Origin of the sequence: Bacillus sp. FSL M8-0049 (assembly GCF_038593355.1) — a bacterium.
In the GTDB taxonomy this organism is placed as follows: domain Bacteria; phylum Bacillota; class Bacilli; order Bacillales; family Bacillaceae; genus Bacillus; species Bacillus safensis.
Window position 1 is genome coordinate 3,407,038 of sequence record NZ_CP151986.1, and the last position, 17,363, is coordinate 3,424,400.

The window sequence follows — 17,363 nt, forward strand, 5'->3', positions numbered from 1 at the left end:
TTTCTATATTAGGAGGACAGTCCGTTTCCCGTTCTTTATATGATCCCTTTTTAGCCGCCATTCATGAAAATTGTCCTTCTCTCGTTATAAAACCAAGCTGTCCACCCATATATTAAGCATGAAAACAACGAGAAAGCAGAAAGGTGGGTAGAGCGTGAGTTCAGATTCCCTTTCGTATTATCACCAAAAAAAGGATCAGTATTATCATGGGGTAAACCCGGTCATCGTCAGCCGTATCCGCGCGGAATGGACGTCTTTGTTGGATATCGGATGCGGCACAGGCAAGCTTGGAAAAGTCCTGAAACAAAAGGGCCGGACCATTTATGGCATTGAGTCATTTGAAGATGCAGCAAAAGAGGCTAAACAAGAGCTGGATCATGTTCTCTGCGGAAATATTGAACAGCTGGCTCTCCCTTATCAACATGAACAATTTGACTGCATGATTTTCGGAGACGTCCTCGAGCATTTATTGGACCCTTGGGCCGTTTTAAAAAAGGTGAAACCCTTCCTAAAAAAAGAGGGTGCCATCCTGTCATCTATTCCAAATATCGGCCACATTTCAACGGTTTTAGAATTACTAGCCGGCAGATTTACTTATACAGATGCAGGGTTAATGGATCAAACACATTTACGTTTCTTCACACTTCACGAAATACATGCACTCTTTCATTCAGCGGGTTTTCGCATTCGCGAATTCGAGGCCATTCGCGTACAGCATCCTTCCTATGCAAGCGTGTTGAATGATCTACATGAATTACTCATGAAACACGGCATTCGTTCTGATTTTCACGAGGCAGCTACAGCCTATCAATATGTGGTCGAGGCGGTTCCATTTCATGAGTAATCCGACGATTCTGTTTGTTTTATGTGTGAATGATGAATCGATGTTTCAAGCTTGCTTCCGGCAGCTCGCTTCACTTCCGGCTCCTCATGGATACCATGTGGAGGTCTTACCCATCAGACAGGCATCAAGTATGACCTCTGCATACAATGAAGCCATCACTCATCCAGCTCAGTTTAAAATTTATCTTCATCAGGATACCTTGATTGTCAAACAGCATATGCTGCTTGAGCTCATCCCGCTTTTTTTACAAAACCCATCACTTGGCATGGTTGGAGTGATTGGAGCAGAAAGCGTGCCTGACAATGGAATTTGGTGGGAGAGTTCTGATTGCAGGGGAAAAGTCATTGAATATCGTCACGACACCTATCAGCTGCTTTCGTTTGAAAGAGGCCGTCAGCAGCCCGAAGCGCAAGATTATATCCAAGCTGCAGCCATTGATGGTCTTTTCTTGGCGACGCAGTATGATGTGAAGTGGCGTGAGGATCTCTTTGATGGCTTTCATTTTTATGATGTCTCGCAATCCTTTGAATTCATGCAACAGGGCTATGAGGTTGGGATTGTGAGGCAAGAAGAGCCTTGGTGCATCCACAAATGCGGAGATCATTTTGACGCAGAAACATATGAAAAAGCGAGACAAACATTTCTTGCAAATTATCGATAGAAAGCACCCTTTTCGGGTGCCTTTTTTATGATATACTGTCATAAACAGCCAGATCGTCTCATATGCATTGGAGTACCTTGTCCCTAATTCGTACAAAGGAGGAAACAATGGCAGACAAAAAAGTTCATTATAAGAAGGTTGCCGCTTCAAAGGATTTTCGAAAACTTCTTGAGGAAAAACGCAGATTTATCGTACCGATGACGATTTTCTTTTTTCTCTTTTACTTTTCACTTCCGGTTGCTACATCCTACTTCACCTTTTTGAACACGCCGGCAATTGGCGCGATCTCATGGGCTTGGTTATTCGCCCTCACACAATTTGTTATGACCTGGGTTTTATGTGGACTTTATGCGAAAAAAGCAGCTAAGTTCGACAATTATGTAAGCGCTTTAAAAACTGAATCAAGAGGTGATGACGAATGAGCATGACCGCTTTTATTTTATTCGTTGCGATCGTAGGGCTCACCTTGGTCATCACATATTTTGCTGCGAAAAAAACTAGCAATGCGAGTGATTTTTACACAGCAGGCGGAGGTCTGACTGGGTTTCAAAACGGCCTTGCCATTGCTGGAGACTATATGTCCGCTGCATCATTTTTAGGGATTGCTGGCATGATCGCGTTAAACGGGTTTGACGGCTTTTTCTATAGCATTGGTTTTCTAGTAGCGTACCTTGTCGTTCTTTACGTTGTGGCTGAACCGCTTCGAAATCTGGGGAAATATACGATGGCCGATATGATCGCTGCACGGTTTAAGCGCCCTGCCATTCGAGGGGTTGCCGCCTTTAATACCATTACAGTCTCCACTTTTTATATGATTGCACAGCTTGTTGGAGCAGGTGCGTTAATCAAGCTGCTTCTTGGCATTGATTACTGGATCGCAGTGCTGATCGTGGGTGTCCTGATGACCATTTATGTCGTGTTTGGCGGCATGATTGCGACCAGCTGGGTACAGATCACAAAGGCTGTGCTTCTCATGATTGGGACGTTAATTATTTCTCTGCTTGTGTTTGCAAAGTTTGATTTTAGTCTGCTGAAGATGTTTGAACAGATGAAAACAGCGACCCCGCTCGGTGGGGCATTTCTTCACCCGGGAAATAAATATGATGTGCCTTTAGAGACACTGTCTTTGAACCTTGCTTTAGTGCTTGGGACAGCAGGTTTGCCGCACATTTTAATCCGGTTTTATACGGTCAAAGATGCCATTTCTGCGCGTAAATCTGTTCTATCCGCTACGTGGATCATCGGGATCTTTTATTTAATGACTGTTTTCCTTGGCTTCGGCGCTGCTGCATTTGTTGGAACAGAAGCGATCACAGCAGCAGATGCAGCAGGAAATATGGCCGCTCCACTGCTCGCTCAAGCTCTTGGAGGAGATTTGTTATTTGCCTTTGTTTCCGCTATTGCCTTTGCGACTATTTTGGCGGTAGTAACGGGTCTCGTCCTATCCGCCGCGTCTGCCTTTGCGCATGATTTTTATAGTCAAATTATCCGCAAAGGAAAAGCGAGTGAGCGGGAGCAGGTGAAGGCGGCACGCTTTGCTTCCATCGGCGTGGCGATTCTCTCTATCGTTCTTGCATTATTTGCCCAGTCCTTAAACGTCGCTTTTCTTGTGTCTCTTGCCTTCGCAGTGGCGGCGAGTGCGAATTTACCTTTGATTATCTTCACTGTTTTTTGGAAACGATTTAACTCTACGGGTGCCATCGCAGGAAGCTTAACAGGCCTTCTGAGCGCACTGATCATCGTCTCGCTCAGTCCAAGCGTCTGGGACCCATCGGGAGCAGCCATCTTCACAGGAGATCCGCTCATCCCGCTGTCGAACCCTGGGATTATCTCGATTCCACTCGGATTTCTTGCCGCTTACTTAGGCACGATATTCTCGTCTGAAAAGGCAGATGAAGACACCTTTACGGAAATTCAAGTAAAGGCACATACAGGCATGCATATGGATACTGATTCATAAGGAAAGGCCGGCTGCTCAGCCGGCTTTTCTTGTGTTCTTCTATTCAATCTCAGTAAGGTATAAATTGGCTTTTTAACTTATTTTTATACTTCTCTAATCTGGCAACCCTTCTAAACGTGATTAGAGAGCAGCATGTAATGAGGATTAACAGAATTTCATGAACTTCCCCCCTGTTATCAACCACACTCTTCATTCCTATCCCTCCCCGTAATGAATCTATTTATAGTGATGTATTCTCTGCAAGATGTCATTCCTATGTTATCATGTTATACACATACTGGAAATTATTTAAAACGACACGAAAGAAGTGGGATGACATATGCAAAGGATTTATTCTGCAAAATTATTATTCGAATCTATCTCATCACCAAGCAGTATACCTGATAAAATCTTTGAAGAACGAATTGTCTTAGTAAAAGCTAAAAACCAACGTCAAGTGAAGGAAATAATCAAACAAGGCTTCCCAGAAGAAACCTATGATAATGCAGAAGGTGGACAAACTAACATAAGTTTAGCAGCCATCCTAGATATCTTTGAGCTTGTAGATCACTTAGAGCAAGAATCACTGCACTTGAGTGAAGTGTACAGCCGCCACCTTATTTTTGATAAAGAAACATCTGTTCAAGAAGCCATTGAGGCATATTCTCTAGATAAATAAAAAGCCGGCTGCTCAGCCGGCTTTTTAATAGCGCTGGAATAACTCTGGGTTTTTCGGAACGTTTTCTAAATAAACGATCTTCCCTTGGTCGTCCAGCTCTGCGATATCAATTCCTTCTGCTGTATAGACACGGCCATCTGAAAGCTTTCCGCAAACGGCCCAGTTTGTTTCATACTTTCCATCTTCTCTTTTATTCCACCCATCCCACATATGCTTAATGTCATCATGTACGTGGAAAAATGTATTCAAAAATTGTGTGAACGCTTGGATCCCAGGCTTTTGGGCGCCATTTAAGACAATCATGACATCGTCAGAAAACAATGCCAGCAATTCATCCATCTGCTCCTGACCTTTTCCTGCTTCATCGTATCGGCGAAAATACGTATCGAGCACTTCCATGTTCATTCTCCTTTATTTACCTGTCATTTCGAAAATAATCGAACTATATGATTGTACACAATTGTATAGCTCCTGTCTAATTTACCCGGCATAAGAAAAGACATGAATTGATTTAATCCATGTCTCCTTCAGATTAAAGAGATGCTTTTTCTGCTACAACAAGTGATTTCAGCTCTTCTGCTGCTTTTTTTGGATCGGTGCTCTGGCTAATAGCACTAATGATGCTTATACCGTCTGCCCCAGCTTGTATCACTGGTGCTGCGTTATCGTATGTGATCCCTCCGATACCTACAATCGGAATCTGAAGGCCATGACGGCGGACTTCAGTGATCAAAGACACCCCCTGGACACTGCGTGTATCCTTTTTCGTTTCCGTTGGATAGACTGGGCCCATACCGACATAATCTGCTCCGTCCTTCATGGCTTGTTTTACTTCATCTAGGTTATGCGTCGATACGCCTAATATTTTATTCCCGATCCTTTCTCTGACGTCTTTTGCATTTGTGTCTTCCTGTCCAACATGAACGCCATCTGCATCAAGATCAATCGCTAGCTGTACATCATCATTCACAATAAAGGGAACATTTGCTTCTTGGCAAAGCGCTTGGATTTGACGAGCCAATTGTTTCTTCTCATCACTCTGCAAAGCTTTTTCACCCTTTTCACGAAATTGAAACATGGTGATTCCGCCTTGAATGGCCTCTTTCACAACATCAAGCGGCTGCCTCGTTGTATTCGCTGTGCCCAAAATAAAATAAACCGATAATTGCTGTTTGATTTGCTGTTGATCAGCCTTTGTCATGTGAAACTCCCCCTATTTTCCCTAGTGTCAGCACATCATCGCCGGTTGTGTGCGAAAGTGCGTTTAACAATTCCATTTGAAAGGTTCCAGGTCCTTTATCCTTTGCGTGCAGAGCTGCCCTTTCAGCGGCGACACCATAAAACAGCAATGCGGCTGCCGACGCATGAATTGGCTGTTCACCCGCTGCACAAAATGCTCCGATGACAGACGTCAGCAAACAGCCAGTTCCCGTCACCTTCGTGAGCCATTCATGTCCATTACGAATGGACAGCACCTCATCTCCATCTGACACCACATCGACTTTTCCTGTGATTACCACTATTGTCTGAAGTGCAATGGACGCTTGTTTGGCTAATGCCGATACATCTCCATTCGCTGCTTTCGCATCAACGCCTTTTGACTCCCAGCCATCCACTCCAAGTAAATGAGCCACTTCAGCAGCATTTCCTCTGACAACGGTGATTTTCACTTTCTCTAACAGCTGTTGAGCAGCATTCGTTCGAAACGTTGTTGCACCAACGCCGACAGGATCTAACAAAACAGGTACACCTTTTTCATTGGCGGCTTGTCCAGCGAGAATCATGGCTTCCACCGTTTCCTTAGTTAATGTGCCAATATTCAGCACTAGTGCATCCGCTAATTGCGCCATTTCAGCCACTTCTTCTTTGGCGTTTGCCATGACCGGCGAAGCACCTAAAGCAAGCAGTCCATTCGCTGTAAAATTCGTCACAACTTGATTGGTGATATTATGAACGAGTGGATTTTTTTCTCGAACCTTCTCCAATAAATGAGACGCGCAGCTTGTTTTCATCCGTATCGTCCTCCCTTTTACTCTGCATCCCACACATAGGATTTCGTATGCTTTAACCATTCTCTTGCCGCAAACGACAAATAGCGGTCCTTTCGCCAAATGACACCTAAATGCCACGGAATCGACGGGTTTAGGGAAATGACCTTTACCTTTTCAGGATCAAGATCACGGCAGATTCGTTCTGGCAGAAGTCCAATCCCTAAGTTTTCAGCTACCATTTCACTAATGAAATCCCACTGAGACGTTTCATAAATGACATTTGGCCGAAATCCCGCATTCATACACTCATTCAAAATCCGGCTGTGCAGAACAAAATCTTCTCTAAAGAAAATAAAAGACTCTTCCCTTAAATCAGCTAAATGTACTTCCTCACGACCAGCCATCGGATGGGATGGATGCGTCACGAGCTTCATGTTCTCTTTAATAATGGTGTACGTATGAAAAATTTTATCATTTGCAGGCAGAACAATGACACCAATATCAAGCGACCCATCCTCGACCCCTTCCTCTACTTTAATGGAGCCGTGCTCGACCAATTGAAATGTAACATCTGGATATTGCTGACGGAATTCCCCCATGACATTCGGGAAGAAACTTGACCCAATCATCGGCGGCAGTCCGATTCGAATATGCCCTTTTTTCACATTCATTAAATCATTTAATTCGCTCGTTAAATTCTGAAATGACTGTGTAATTTCACTCGCCTGTGTATACATGGTTTGGCCAGCATCTGTCATTTCAACCTGCCGACCATTTCGGTAAAACAACTGCACCCCCAGCTCATCCTCCAGGTTTTTGACCATCTTAGAAATGGTCGGCTGCGATACGTAAAGAGACTGCGATGCTTTCGTGAAGCTCTTTAACCTTGCCACTTCTAAAAAATATGTTAAATGTCTGATGTCCACATGCTTCACCCTTCCTATAGACAAAAGGAATAATTACTATTCGATATATGTATTTTACCTATAACTGAACGTGCTGTACACTTTAAAGTAAGCTCATCAATTGGAACGTTGTCATGTTTTTGTGAAACACTGAACAATTTATATAGAAAAAGGAGTGAACAGAAAGTGAAATTGCTCAAAACGCCGCTGATTGCTGCCCTTCAGATTATGGTCTTGTTTATTTTTGCGAAATTCATGAATGTGCTGGCGGCCTTTTTGCATTTGAGAATTCCGGGCACGATCTTAGGCATTCTTGTCATTTTCTTATTACTTCATTTTAAGATCATTCAATTAAAATGGATAGAACTTGGCGCCGTATGGCTGCTCGGAGAACTGCTGCTTTTCTTTATTCCATCAGCAGTTGGTGTCATTGATTATGGAAAATTGCTTTCTCAATCTGGCACAAGTATTGTCCTTGTCGTCTTAATTAGTACGTTTGTGGTCATGCTCTCAACTGGTATCATGACGCAAATGATTGCAAAACGAAAGGAGCGGAAAAAGCTATGTTAGTTGGCGGACTATTTCTGATTTTAACAGTTCTTTTATATCTCGGATCAAAAGCGGTATACAAACGGCATCCGAAGGTCTATGTCTCACCGTTACTTGTCACTCCGCTTGTCCTTGTCGTCTTGCTGTTAATCGTCAACATTCCTTACGATGCTTACAATCAAGGAGGGAAATGGCTCACGAATATGCTGCAGCCTGCGACTGTTGCTTTTGCCATTCCTTTATATAAGTATTTTCATATCCTGAAGAAGCATGCAGTGGAAATTATTTTGAATGTGGCTTGCGGCTCTGTCATTGCGATCTTATCAACGGCTTTTATCGCCAAGTTGTTTCATCTGGACACAGGCCTTATTGAGAGCCTTGTCCCAAGATCAGTCACAACACCTGTAGCGATGAGTGTGTCAGAGATGATCGGCGGCATGCCGTCCGTTACGGCCGTGTTTGTCATTTTAACCGCATTGTTTGGATCGATTATCGGTCCAATGGTGATCCGTTACTTCCGCATCGATAATGACATTGCCATGGGCGTCCTGCTTGGAACGGGTGCACACGGGGCAGGAACATCGAAGGCTTTTGAAATGAGCTCCGTCTCAGGAACGATCTCAAGTGTATCGATGATTATTTCAGCCATTATTACATTATGTGCAGCGCCTATCCTTATGTCGTTTGCCTTATAAAAAAAGCCATTTCCCTTATTGGAAAATGGCTTTTTCTTATGCTTGTATGAAGACAACCTTTAAATAGTTCCCTTCAGGATAATTCTTCGTTGTACGGAAATCCTCAGGAAGGGTATATTCTTCAAGTATCCGATAGGTTTGCCCTGCTTCTTTAAAAGCCTGCGCAATAAACCCTTTAAATTTCTTCATGCCAAATGCACTGCTATTCGTTGATGCCACAATGACGCCGTTCTCAGCTGTAATTTGGATGGCTTCTTTTAATAGCTTCTTATAATCCTTCGCCGCACTGAATGTGTGCTTTTTCGTTCGTGCAAAGGAAGGCGGGTCTAAGATGACGAGATCATAGGTCCAGCCTTTTTTCGCTGCAAACGGAAAATATTTAAAGACATCCATGACTTTGATATCCTGCCCGTCCACATCAATACCATTGACTTCAAACTGCTCAGATGTTTTTTTCAAGCTGCGGTTTGCAACATCCACACTTGTCGTACGGCTCGCTCCGCCAAGCGCAGCTGCCACTGAGAAAGCACCTGTGTAAGAAAATGTATTGAGCACAGTCTTTCCTTTTGCATAACGATCTCGGATCGCTTTTCTCACATGACGCTGATCAAGGAAGATACCCGTCATCGCGCCATCATTTAAGTAAACCGCCACGTTCATGCCGTTTTCTTTCACGATGAGAGGAAATTCACCTTTCTCTCCCTTCACAAAATCATCATCTTCTATATACTGTCCAGATGTATCAAATCGTTTCTTTTCATAAATGCCTTTATAGTCTGGGTATACGTGCTCAAGTGCAGCCAATACATATTCCTTTAATGTATAGACTCCTTCGCTATACCATTGGATGAGGTAGAATCCGTCATAATAATCAATCGTGACGCCGCCAATTCCATCACCCTCTCCGTTCAACACACGGAAAGCAGTCGTCTGTGCATCACGAAATAAATGCGTTCTGCTTTTCGCTGCCTGCTCAAGCCTAGAGACAAAAAAAGCTTGATCTATTTTTTCGTTCGCATCAAAGGTTAGGACCCAGCCGATACCTTTATTTTGTACACCATAATACCCTTTTCCTAAAAAAGTGCCCCGCTCATCCACCCATTCAATGAGCTCGCCTTCCCGTACACCGTTCACATCCGATACTGCATCTTTGGAAATGAGCGGATATCCCTTTTTCACTTGTTCCGCAAATGTTTGTTTTAATGAGGTTTTTTTCATTTGTGTCATCCTTATCCTAAATTGACTCTCTCTATCCTACCATATGAATGTATACGTTACTTCTATTATGATAAGATGAGGAGAAAATTATCAACATGACATAGAGGAGGCACTTCGTTTGACGACATTACGCTTAGATCATACAGGTATTATGGTTTCGAATATTGATCAGTCGATTGATTTTTATGAAAAAGTGGTGGGCATGAAATTAAAGGACCGCATCACTCATACAAATGGAGTGATTGAGCTTGCCTTTCTCGGTTTTAAAGATGAAACCGAAACGGAAATTGAGCTCATCCAAGGCTACAGCAGTGACCTGCCATCTGAAGGGAAGGTCCATCATCTCGCTTTCACAACAGACAGCATTCATGCTGAATTCAATCGTATTCAAAAGCTGCAAATTGAATTAATTGATGAAGAAATCACGACATTACCAAATGGATATTGCTACTTCTTTTTTAGAGGACCAGACCAAGAATGGATCGAATTCTTCCAGCGCTAATATTTCCTAGGAAATGGGGCCGCTAAATCTCTCCCATTTATTCATAAAGAAAAGAGTAAGAGCATATACATGCCCTTACTCTTTTTTATAACACCTTACTAAGAAATGATTTTGTACGCTCATGCTGCGGGTTCCCAAAGAGAGCTTCCGGTTTGTCTTCCTCGACAATATATCCGCCATCCATAAAGATGACACGGTCTCCTACCTCTCTTGCAAAGCCCATTTCATGTGTGACCACAATCATTGTCATACCTTCTACAGCTAATTGTTTCATTACAGCTAATACATCCCCTACGACCTCAGGATCAAGAGCTGATGTCGGCTCATCGAATAATAGTACTTTCGGATCCATTGCCAACGCTCTTGCAATGGCGACACGCTGTTTTTGTCCACCAGATAATTGGTTAGGATAGCTTTGAGCTTTGTCTTTTAAGCCGACTTTTTCAAGCAAGTCTAACGCTTTTTCGACTGCTGCCTTCTTCTCGATGCCTTTTACTTTTATCGGTGCAATCGTAATATTTTCTAAAACGGTTTTATGAGGGAATAAATTAAAGTGCTGAAACACCATGCCTACTTCTTGTCGTACTTTATTGATATTCACCTTTGGGTCTGTAATCGTGTGCCCGTGGACAACGACTTCTCCAGCCGTGATATCTTCTAATTTATTGAGGCATCTTAGAAACGTGCTTTTCCCTGATCCAGAAGGACCTATGACACACACGACTTCCTTTTCCTCGATGACTGCATTAATATCCTTTAACACTTCGTGATCGCCAAAGGATTTCTTTAAGTTTTTCACCGTAATCATACTCATTTGATATCAAATCTCCTTTCTGCGTAGCTAGCCAGTAGAGAAAGTAAATAAATGATCACGAAATAAATGACACCGACAATGAGCCAGACATTCAAAGGATCAAATGTAGCCGATGCTTGAACTTGTCCTCGCTGCATAATATCGGCAATTCCGATAATAGATAAGAGAGATGTATCCTTCAAGCTGATGATGGCCTGGTTTGTAATCGCTGGGAGCATGCGGCGGAATGCCTGCGGTAGGACGATAAAGCGCATGTTTTGCCCCCCTGTAAAGCCTAAAGAGCGCGCAGCTTCTGTTTGTCCTTTATCAATAGACTGAATCCCTGCACGAATAATTTCTGAGAAATAAGCCCCTGCATTTATCGCTACTGTAATAATCCCTGCGGGCACTCGATCAAGCGAAATGAATTCAAGTGTATTCAAACCAAAATAAATGAAGAATAGCTGTACGATAAATGGTGTGCCTCGAATGGCATTCACAAAGACGAGTGCGATGAAATTTAAGATTTTAAATGGTGACAGACGGAATAATGCCACAATTAAACCGATGATAAACCCTAAAATGATGGCAACAACAAAGATATATAAAGTGGTTTGCAAACCATCCATTAAATACGGAAATGCATTAATAATAGTATCCATGTTTCTCCCTCCCTAATTCACATACGGCTGACACATAAAGAAAGCGCGCTCGGAGCGCGCCTCGCTTGTGTTATGACTTCAAATATTTATCAATAATTTTGTCATATTCACCGTTTTTCTTTAGGTTCTCAAGGCCTTTATTGATCTTCTTCAATAGGTCTTGGTTTTTCCCCTTCATGACAGAGATACCATACTGGTCTCCATTCAAGCGGTCTCCAACTGTTTTCAATTTTAAATCTTGTTGTGCAATCGCATACGTAATGACAGGATAATCCTCAATTAAGGCATCTGCATTTCCGTTTGATACTTCTTGGAACATAGATGGGCTGTCATTAAATTGAACGACTTCATACCCATATTTATCTGCGTTATCAGATGCGAACTTTGCACCAGTCGTCCCGTTTTTAACAGCTAGCTTTTTCCCCTTTAAATCATTAATAGATTTGATGCTGCTGTCCTTTTTCACAACAACTGTCAGTCCAGCGTCGAAGTAAGGATCTGAGAAATCTACTTTCTTCTTACGCTCATCTGTAATACTCATCCCGCCCATTCCAACATCAAGCTGTCCTGCCTGCATCGCTGGAATGATACCTGAGAAGTCCATGGCTTCAAGCTTCACTTTGAAACCTTGGTCTTTCGCGATTGCATTAATTAAATCAACGTCTATCCCTTCATAATTACCGCCCTTTTCAAATTCAAATGGCGGATAAGTTGTATCTATCCCGATTTTATATGTGCCTTTGCCTTCTCCCGAACCACTGTCCGATTTTGATCCACAGGCTGCCATGACAAGCACAACAATTAGTCCCATGATCAATAACATCGATTTCTTCATAAAACACGACCCCCATTGTCAGTTTTGTCTAAATATTCGCAATAACAATAATACTATACCACGCTAAAGCTATAGTGTGTGATATTTTTTATCAATACCAAAGATCCATACAATTCTAGATCAATAGTCTCTTTAAATTTTACTTTTTTGCGAATAACTCATTTTATTCTAAAAGAAGAGTCATTCACAATTATGATGTGAGATAATCTCACAAAAAAACGAGGCAGCGCCTTGATAAATGATGTTTCTCCCTTGCATACGAAAGCAAACTCAACAACTTACTTCCTCTCTATATTGATATTGTAATATATTTTTCCCAAAACCCTCTTTTTACCCGAAAAAATGTAAGCGTATACAAAAGAGCAGTGTCTCCCTATTTCTTTCACTACTGGTTGAATTTACATCAAAAAACATGTTTTACAAACTGCACGAGAGAGCTTAAAATATAAGAAGATACTGGAATATGGGAAGTTGATTCAGAAGAACGGATATTGATAGATGAAGAAAGGAGGATAAGAATTGGCAGAAGCAGGTGTTTTGTCGTCCGTTGATGTAGCGAATATGCTCAATGATTGGTATGTCATGATGAAAAAAAGAGAGATACAAGGTGCCATCCAGTTAAAAGAAGACATTCTTCAAGCTTTTGATCGAATGGAAGAAAATCAAGACGTCTTACTTTACTATCAACTGCTAGAGTACCGTTTTAAAGATCTAATAGAAGATACAGCTTCATTAGATCATAGTCTTTTTGTTGATGAAAATGCCATCCGTACGGATGATATGCTCAGCTATTATTTCTATTTCTTTAAAGGGATGTATGAAATGCGCAGAGGCAATCAGGATACGGCATTTCACCATTTAAAATTGGCCGAGGATAAATTAGATCTCGTGCACGATGACATTGAAAAAGCCGAATTTCATTATAAAACAGGGTGTCTTTATTATAATATTAGGTCCACGCTTCTCTCCATCCACCACTTAAAGATGGCTTCATCTATTTACGACGCAGATCCATGTTATGTGAAAAAATCAATCAGCTGTCAAATGATGCTTGCTTTGAATTATGCGGATCAGTCGAAATATGATGAGGCAGAATCGCTGTTCGAAGAAGTGATTCATTCACTAGAACAGATGGAAGATCCAGATTTACTTGGACATGCTTATTGCAATGCAGCCTTTATTAAAAGTCTAAGAAATGAATACAGTGAAGCTGTGCCGCTCCTAGAAAAGGCTTTAATGATAGAATCATTCGAAACTTCTTCTCCAGGCGGCTATTTACTTGCCATGTACGCCTACACAAAAGCACTTTTTAAGCTGAAAAAGCCAGGTTTGTTCCACTATTATGTACAGCTTTCACTTCAAAAAGCAGAAAATTTAAAACAACGAAACATTTCACTTAAATTATCTATTTTAGAAACACTTATGATTCAGCCAGACAACATGATTGAGCAAATCAAGGCTTATTGCGATCAATTAGAAACAATGAATTTCCTTGTTGACCTTGAAGCTATTTGTCAGGATGCAGCAGCTTACTTAACGGATCTTGGGCTTCATGAAGAATCCTCTTATTTTAAAAACAAGGCGTTGTCCTTGAAAACTTGTTAAGAAAATGGAGTGATGTATGATGAAGAAATGGCTCATCACAAGTGCGATTTTAACCCTCTTGATAACAGGTGTTTCTGTTGGTACTTCCATTCAAAAAGACAGCCAATCTGCACAATCTCAAGATATTATTCAAAAGAGAGACCGTGGAACCAATCCTTAATATGAAAAAAAGCAGCTGTGATCAAAACAGCTGCTTTTTGATGTGCTAATCAATTTCTCGTTTAATATTCTGCATTTTTTCATCTAAGTAATGGGCAATATCTGCCGCTTCCTTCAGTTCATCAGTCAGCTGATGAGGAACATCGTTATGCAGTTTATAATAGATTTTATGCTCTAGACTCGCCCAAAAATCCATCGCAATGGTCCGCACCTGAATCTCAACCTTCACATGCTCCACACGATTTGTTAAGTAAACAGGTATCTCAACAATTAAATGAAGGCTTCTGTAGCCATTTGGTTTTGGATGTTGAATGTAGTCCTTCACTTCAAGGATCTTTAAATCCTCTCTTTGCCTCAATACATCCATAATGTTATAGATATCTTGAATAAAAGAACAGATGATGCGGACACCTGCAATATCATGGATATGCTCCTTGGCACATTGTGTCGTGATGTCGCATCCTTTTCTTGCTAGTTTATTCACTATGCTTTCAAAGGATTTAATTCGTGATTTTGTATGCTCTATTGGGTTGTGTCCATGGATTAAATTATACTCCTGGCTGATAATTGAAAACTTTGTATCCATTTCATCTAACGCAAATTTATATACTAATAGTTCATTTTTCCAGTCTTCCATGACATTTTTCAAATCTTCTACATGAGTTGCTGACATATTCATTTTCTTTTTGTCATCTCCTTTTGGGAAACGGCAGCTGCACCGCTTTCCGTTTACTAGACGGAGAGAGGACTCGAATGGTTTTAAAAAATACGCAGTTAGCCTCGTTGTTTGTAATATGTCAGCGCCAGTGCAAGGGCCAGCACAGAGCCTTTCACAATATCCATTGCATAATAAGGGACAGACATCATCACAAGCCCATTTTGTAAAATACCGATGAGTACAGCCCCGATAAAAGTGCCAAATGCGTTTGGCTTACCTGCTCCCATAACGGAAAAGCCGATAAAAGCAGCCGCTACTCCATCCATTAAATATGGTGCACCCGCATTAATTTCTGCTGTCATCACCCTTGATGCAAGTACGATACCGCCGATCGCTGCAAATAACGCAGAAAGCAGATAGGCCGCAATTTTGTATTTGTTCACATGTATGCCAGACAAACGAGCCGCTTCCTTATTCCCACCGATGATGTACATGAATCGGCCGTGCTTTGTGTAGGTCATGAAAACATGCGCAAATAGTACAATGGCAGCCATAATAAGAATGATATATGGCACCTGTCCAATTTTGCTGAAAAAGGCAGGAATCGTTCCCGTTGAGAACGTGCCATCGGGAAGCACCATATTTTCAGAAATAGTCGCCCCTTTCGTATACGTTTGAGCCAGTCCTTGAATGATAAACATCATGGCTAATGTCATGAGCATATCTGGAATTTTCATTTTGACGATCATCCATGCATTTAGCAGACCAACAATGATAGAAGCCGCTAGTGCAGAGAGGATTGCAATCAGTGGGTTTTGCGAGAACCATACGAACATAGAAATGACAATCGCATTTGATAGCGTAGCGACTGATCCAACTGATAAATCAAAGCCGTTTACTGCCAATGAGATGGTTAAGCCCACCGCAATGATGGTCACTATCGAGATAGACCGTAGAATATTGATGATATTTCCTGATTGCAAAAACGCTGGATTCGCTGCCGCAAATACCACAATCAACACGACAATGGTTAAGATCGTCCCATATCGATAAAAGAAATCAAACAGATGAAAGGATGGCCGCTGTTTTTTGATTTGCTGCACAGGGGCTGGAATTTGTTGTTCGCTCATGATTGTCCTCCTGTTGAATGATATAAAAGCTCCTCTTCAGTCGTCGGTGCGGTCATTTCCCGGGTAATGCTGCCATCATATAACACGTATACTCGGTCAGCGATACCTGCAATCTCTGACAGCTCACTCGACGCATAAATCACAGATTTTCCGCGGGCGGCAAGCTCTGCAATCAAAGTGAAAATATCTTTTTTCGCTCCAACGTCTACACCTTTGGTTGGTTCATCAAAGAGATACACATCTGCCTCAGCCAGCAGCCATTTTCCGATAGCAACCTTCTGCTGATTTCCACCAGATAGGTGCTTCACCTTCGCTTCAAGCGACGGCGTTTTGACACCAAGCCGTTTGACGATGTCGCCTGCTCCCTGCTTTTCCTTCGAACGATGTAAGAAGCTGAATATCCGTGAAAATGAGTGAAGACTTGCAGCCGTTAAGTTCCACCCCACGCTCTCTTCGGTCAGAATCCCTTCTTTTCTCCGCTCTTCCGGCACAAGAGCCATTCCAGCTCTCACCGCTTGATGAGGCGATGTGATGCGGATGGTTTGACCATGAAGCTGCACGGTCCCCGTCTTTTTTTCTGAGGCACCGAAAAGGGCTTTGCACAATTCTGTTTTACCAGCACCGACAAGTCCTGCGATCCCGAGAATTTCTCCTTTTTTGACATAAAAGTGAATGTTGTTTAATTTATGTTGATCGTTTAGCTCTTTCACTTCAAGCACAATAGGTGCATCTTTCAGTGGCCTGCGAGACGGGAATTGCTCCTCTAATGGTGCGCCTAGCATTTCTTCAATGACCTGCTGCAGATTTGTGTCTTTGACAAGGTGAGCTGCGACATCCGTTCCATTTCGCATCACAGTCAATTCATCACAGATGGTGAAAATTTCAGGCATGCGGTGAGAAATAAACACGATCCCCGTCCCATTCTGTTTCAACCGATCAATCATTGAGAATAATTTGCTTGTTTCTGCATGACTAAGCGGAGCCGTTGGTTCATCTAAGATTAAAATGCTGCATTTAATGGAAACAGCCTTGGCAATGAGCACCATCTGTTTTTCGGCAAGGGTCAGATCGCTGACAAGTCGTTTTGTGGAAATGTCGATGTCCATTTCTTTTAATAGCTGAGCCGCCTTGCGATGCAGCTCTTTCCAGCTGACAAATGTTTTTTTCTCAATCTCATGCATCATCATATTCTCACCAACACTTAAGTAGGGAACAAGCGCCGTATCCACTTCTTGGTGGACCGTCTGCACACCATATGAGGATGCATTCTTTGGGGTTTGAATGGATGCCGCCTGGCCATTGATGTAGATGGTCCCGTCGAAGTGTGAATGAGCGCCAGAAAGAACCTTCATTAACGTTGACTTCCCAGCTCCATTCGCTCCAATCAGTGCATGAACCGTCCCTTTTTTTAATGTGAAATTCACTTGATCTAACGCTTTGACCCCTGGAAATTCAATTGAAATATTCTTCATACGAACAAGCGGCGCTGTCATAGGCGTCCTCCTTCTCTTGATATCATCTGAAAAACGAAACACCCT

General features: G+C 42.1%; 21 protein-coding genes. 10 read left to right on the forward strand and 11 right to left on the reverse strand.

What is annotated here, in order from left to right:
* The first annotated feature begins 154 nt into the window (after window positions 1-154).
* From NSU13_RS17605 to NSU13_RS17625, 5 genes are all read left to right on the forward strand, one after another.
* Window positions 155-844, forward strand: coding sequence for a class I SAM-dependent methyltransferase (locus tag NSU13_RS17605; RefSeq protein WP_046312826.1), 690 nt, complete (start codon window positions 155-157; stop codon window positions 842-844).
* Entirely contained in the window at window positions 837-1,505 is a 669-nt protein-coding gene (locus NSU13_RS17610) for a glycosyltransferase family protein (RefSeq protein ID WP_252049911.1), read from the forward strand. The genes NSU13_RS17605 and NSU13_RS17610 overlap by 8 nt, the downstream gene beginning before the upstream one ends.
* A 107-nt stretch (window positions 1,506-1,612) precedes the next feature.
* Entirely contained in the window at window positions 1,613-1,927 is a 315-nt protein-coding gene (locus NSU13_RS17615; protein ID WP_342489680.1) for a DUF485 domain-containing protein, read from the forward strand.
* Window positions 1,924-3,465, forward strand: coding sequence for a cation acetate symporter (locus tag NSU13_RS17620; protein ID WP_342489681.1), 1,542 nt, complete (start codon window positions 1,924-1,926; stop codon window positions 3,463-3,465). Before NSU13_RS17615 ends, NSU13_RS17620 begins: the two co-directional genes overlap by 4 nt.
* A 319-nt stretch (window positions 3,466-3,784) precedes the next feature.
* Complete coding sequence (locus NSU13_RS17625; RefSeq protein WP_046312819.1) at window positions 3,785-4,123, forward strand: DUF4288 domain-containing protein; 339 nt, start codon at window positions 3,785-3,787, stop codon at window positions 4,121-4,123.
* Between the two features lie 24 nt (window positions 4,124-4,147).
* Here the strand turns inward: NSU13_RS17625 and NSU13_RS17630 are convergent, their stop codons facing one another.
* The 4 genes from NSU13_RS17630 to NSU13_RS17645 all read right to left on the reverse strand — a co-directional run bounded on the left by NSU13_RS17630 (window position 4,148) and on the right by NSU13_RS17645 (window position 7,040).
* Window positions 4,148-4,522, reverse strand: a complete 375-nt coding sequence (locus NSU13_RS17630; protein WP_034281317.1) for a nuclear transport factor 2 family protein — start codon at window positions 4,520-4,522, stop codon at window positions 4,148-4,150.
* Window positions 4,523-4,655: 133 nt separating this feature from the next.
* Window positions 4,656-5,324 (reverse strand): thiamine phosphate synthase, encoded by a 669-nt coding sequence (gene thiE / locus NSU13_RS17635; protein ID WP_081125038.1) that lies wholly within the window; start codon window positions 5,322-5,324, stop codon window positions 4,656-4,658.
* Window positions 5,311-6,135, reverse strand: a complete 825-nt coding sequence (gene thiM / locus NSU13_RS17640) for a hydroxyethylthiazole kinase (protein WP_342489682.1) — start codon at window positions 6,133-6,135, stop codon at window positions 5,311-5,313. The genes thiE and thiM overlap by 14 nt, the downstream gene beginning before the upstream one ends.
* A gap of 17 nt (window positions 6,136-6,152) precedes the next feature.
* On the reverse strand, window positions 6,153-7,040 hold the full coding sequence (locus NSU13_RS17645) for a LysR family transcriptional regulator (RefSeq protein ID WP_039182411.1): 888 nt from the start codon (window positions 7,038-7,040) through the stop codon (window positions 6,153-6,155).
* A gap of 165 nt (window positions 7,041-7,205) precedes the next feature.
* Between NSU13_RS17645 and NSU13_RS17650 the strand changes: the two genes are divergently transcribed.
* Together NSU13_RS17650 and NSU13_RS17655 are read left to right on the forward strand one after the other, a co-directional pair.
* Entirely contained in the window at window positions 7,206-7,589 is a 384-nt protein-coding gene (locus NSU13_RS17650; protein ID WP_080701177.1) for a CidA/LrgA family holin-like protein, read from the forward strand.
* Window positions 7,583-8,263, forward strand: coding sequence for a CidB/LrgB family autolysis modulator (locus NSU13_RS17655; protein WP_024423852.1), 681 nt, complete (start codon window positions 7,583-7,585; stop codon window positions 8,261-8,263). The genes NSU13_RS17650 and NSU13_RS17655 overlap by 7 nt, the downstream gene beginning before the upstream one ends.
* Window positions 8,264-8,299: 36 nt before the next feature.
* On the opposite strand, the gene NSU13_RS17660 is transcribed toward NSU13_RS17655, so the two are convergent.
* Window positions 8,300-9,481, reverse strand: coding sequence for a class I SAM-dependent rRNA methyltransferase (locus tag NSU13_RS17660; protein WP_342489683.1), 1,182 nt, complete (start codon window positions 9,479-9,481; stop codon window positions 8,300-8,302).
* Window positions 9,482-9,599: 118 nt separating this feature from the next.
* Between NSU13_RS17660 and NSU13_RS17665 the strand changes: the two genes are divergently transcribed.
* A complete protein-coding gene (locus NSU13_RS17665) occupies window positions 9,600-9,983 on the forward strand; it encodes a VOC family protein (RefSeq protein ID WP_342489684.1) in 384 nt (127 codons plus the stop codon).
* A gap of 85 nt (window positions 9,984-10,068) precedes the next feature.
* Here the strand turns inward: NSU13_RS17665 and NSU13_RS17670 are convergent, their stop codons facing one another.
* The 3 genes from NSU13_RS17670 to NSU13_RS17680 form a co-directional block, all read right to left on the reverse strand.
* Window positions 10,069-10,797 (reverse strand): amino acid ABC transporter ATP-binding protein, encoded by a 729-nt coding sequence (locus NSU13_RS17670; protein ID WP_034281322.1) that lies wholly within the window; start codon window positions 10,795-10,797, stop codon window positions 10,069-10,071.
* Window positions 10,794-11,438 carry an amino acid ABC transporter permease gene (locus NSU13_RS17675; RefSeq protein WP_024423856.1) on the reverse strand — a complete coding sequence of 215 codons (645 nt, stop codon included), beginning with the start codon at window positions 11,436-11,438 and terminating at the stop codon, window positions 10,794-10,796. Before NSU13_RS17675 ends, NSU13_RS17670 begins: the two co-directional genes overlap by 4 nt.
* Before the next feature lie 70 nt (window positions 11,439-11,508).
* The gene (locus NSU13_RS17680) at window positions 11,509-12,273 is read right to left on the reverse strand and encodes a transporter substrate-binding domain-containing protein (protein ID WP_342489685.1); all 765 of its coding nucleotides are present in this window, start codon (window positions 12,271-12,273) and stop codon (window positions 11,509-11,511) included.
* Window positions 12,274-12,792: 519 nt separating this feature from the next.
* On the opposite strand from NSU13_RS17680, the gene NSU13_RS17685 reads away from it, so the two are divergent.
* Window positions 12,793-13,878, forward strand: a complete 1,086-nt coding sequence (locus NSU13_RS17685; protein WP_327828325.1) for a Rap family tetratricopeptide repeat protein — start codon at window positions 12,793-12,795, stop codon at window positions 13,876-13,878.
* A 19-nt stretch (window positions 13,879-13,897) separates the two neighbouring features.
* Entirely contained in the window at window positions 13,898-14,038 is a 141-nt protein-coding gene (locus tag NSU13_RS17690; RefSeq protein WP_162860197.1) for a hypothetical protein, read from the forward strand.
* A gap of 45 nt (window positions 14,039-14,083) precedes the next feature.
* Here NSU13_RS17690 and NSU13_RS17695 read toward each other — a convergent pair whose 3' ends face one another.
* The 3 genes from NSU13_RS17695 to NSU13_RS17705 form a co-directional block, all read right to left on the reverse strand.
* Complete coding sequence (locus tag NSU13_RS17695; RefSeq protein WP_034281324.1) at window positions 14,084-14,716, reverse strand: GTP pyrophosphokinase family protein; 633 nt, start codon at window positions 14,714-14,716, stop codon at window positions 14,084-14,086.
* 95 nt (window positions 14,717-14,811) lie between these two features.
* Window positions 14,812-15,825: an ABC transporter permease gene (locus NSU13_RS17700; protein ID WP_039182429.1), complete on the reverse strand. Its 1,014-nt coding sequence runs from the start codon at window positions 15,823-15,825 to the stop codon at window positions 14,812-14,814.
* Window positions 15,822-17,318 (reverse strand): sugar ABC transporter ATP-binding protein, encoded by a 1,497-nt coding sequence (locus NSU13_RS17705; RefSeq protein WP_342489686.1) that lies wholly within the window; start codon window positions 17,316-17,318, stop codon window positions 15,822-15,824. Before NSU13_RS17705 ends, NSU13_RS17700 begins: the two co-directional genes overlap by 4 nt.
* Between the last annotated feature and the right edge of the window lie 45 nt (window positions 17,319-17,363).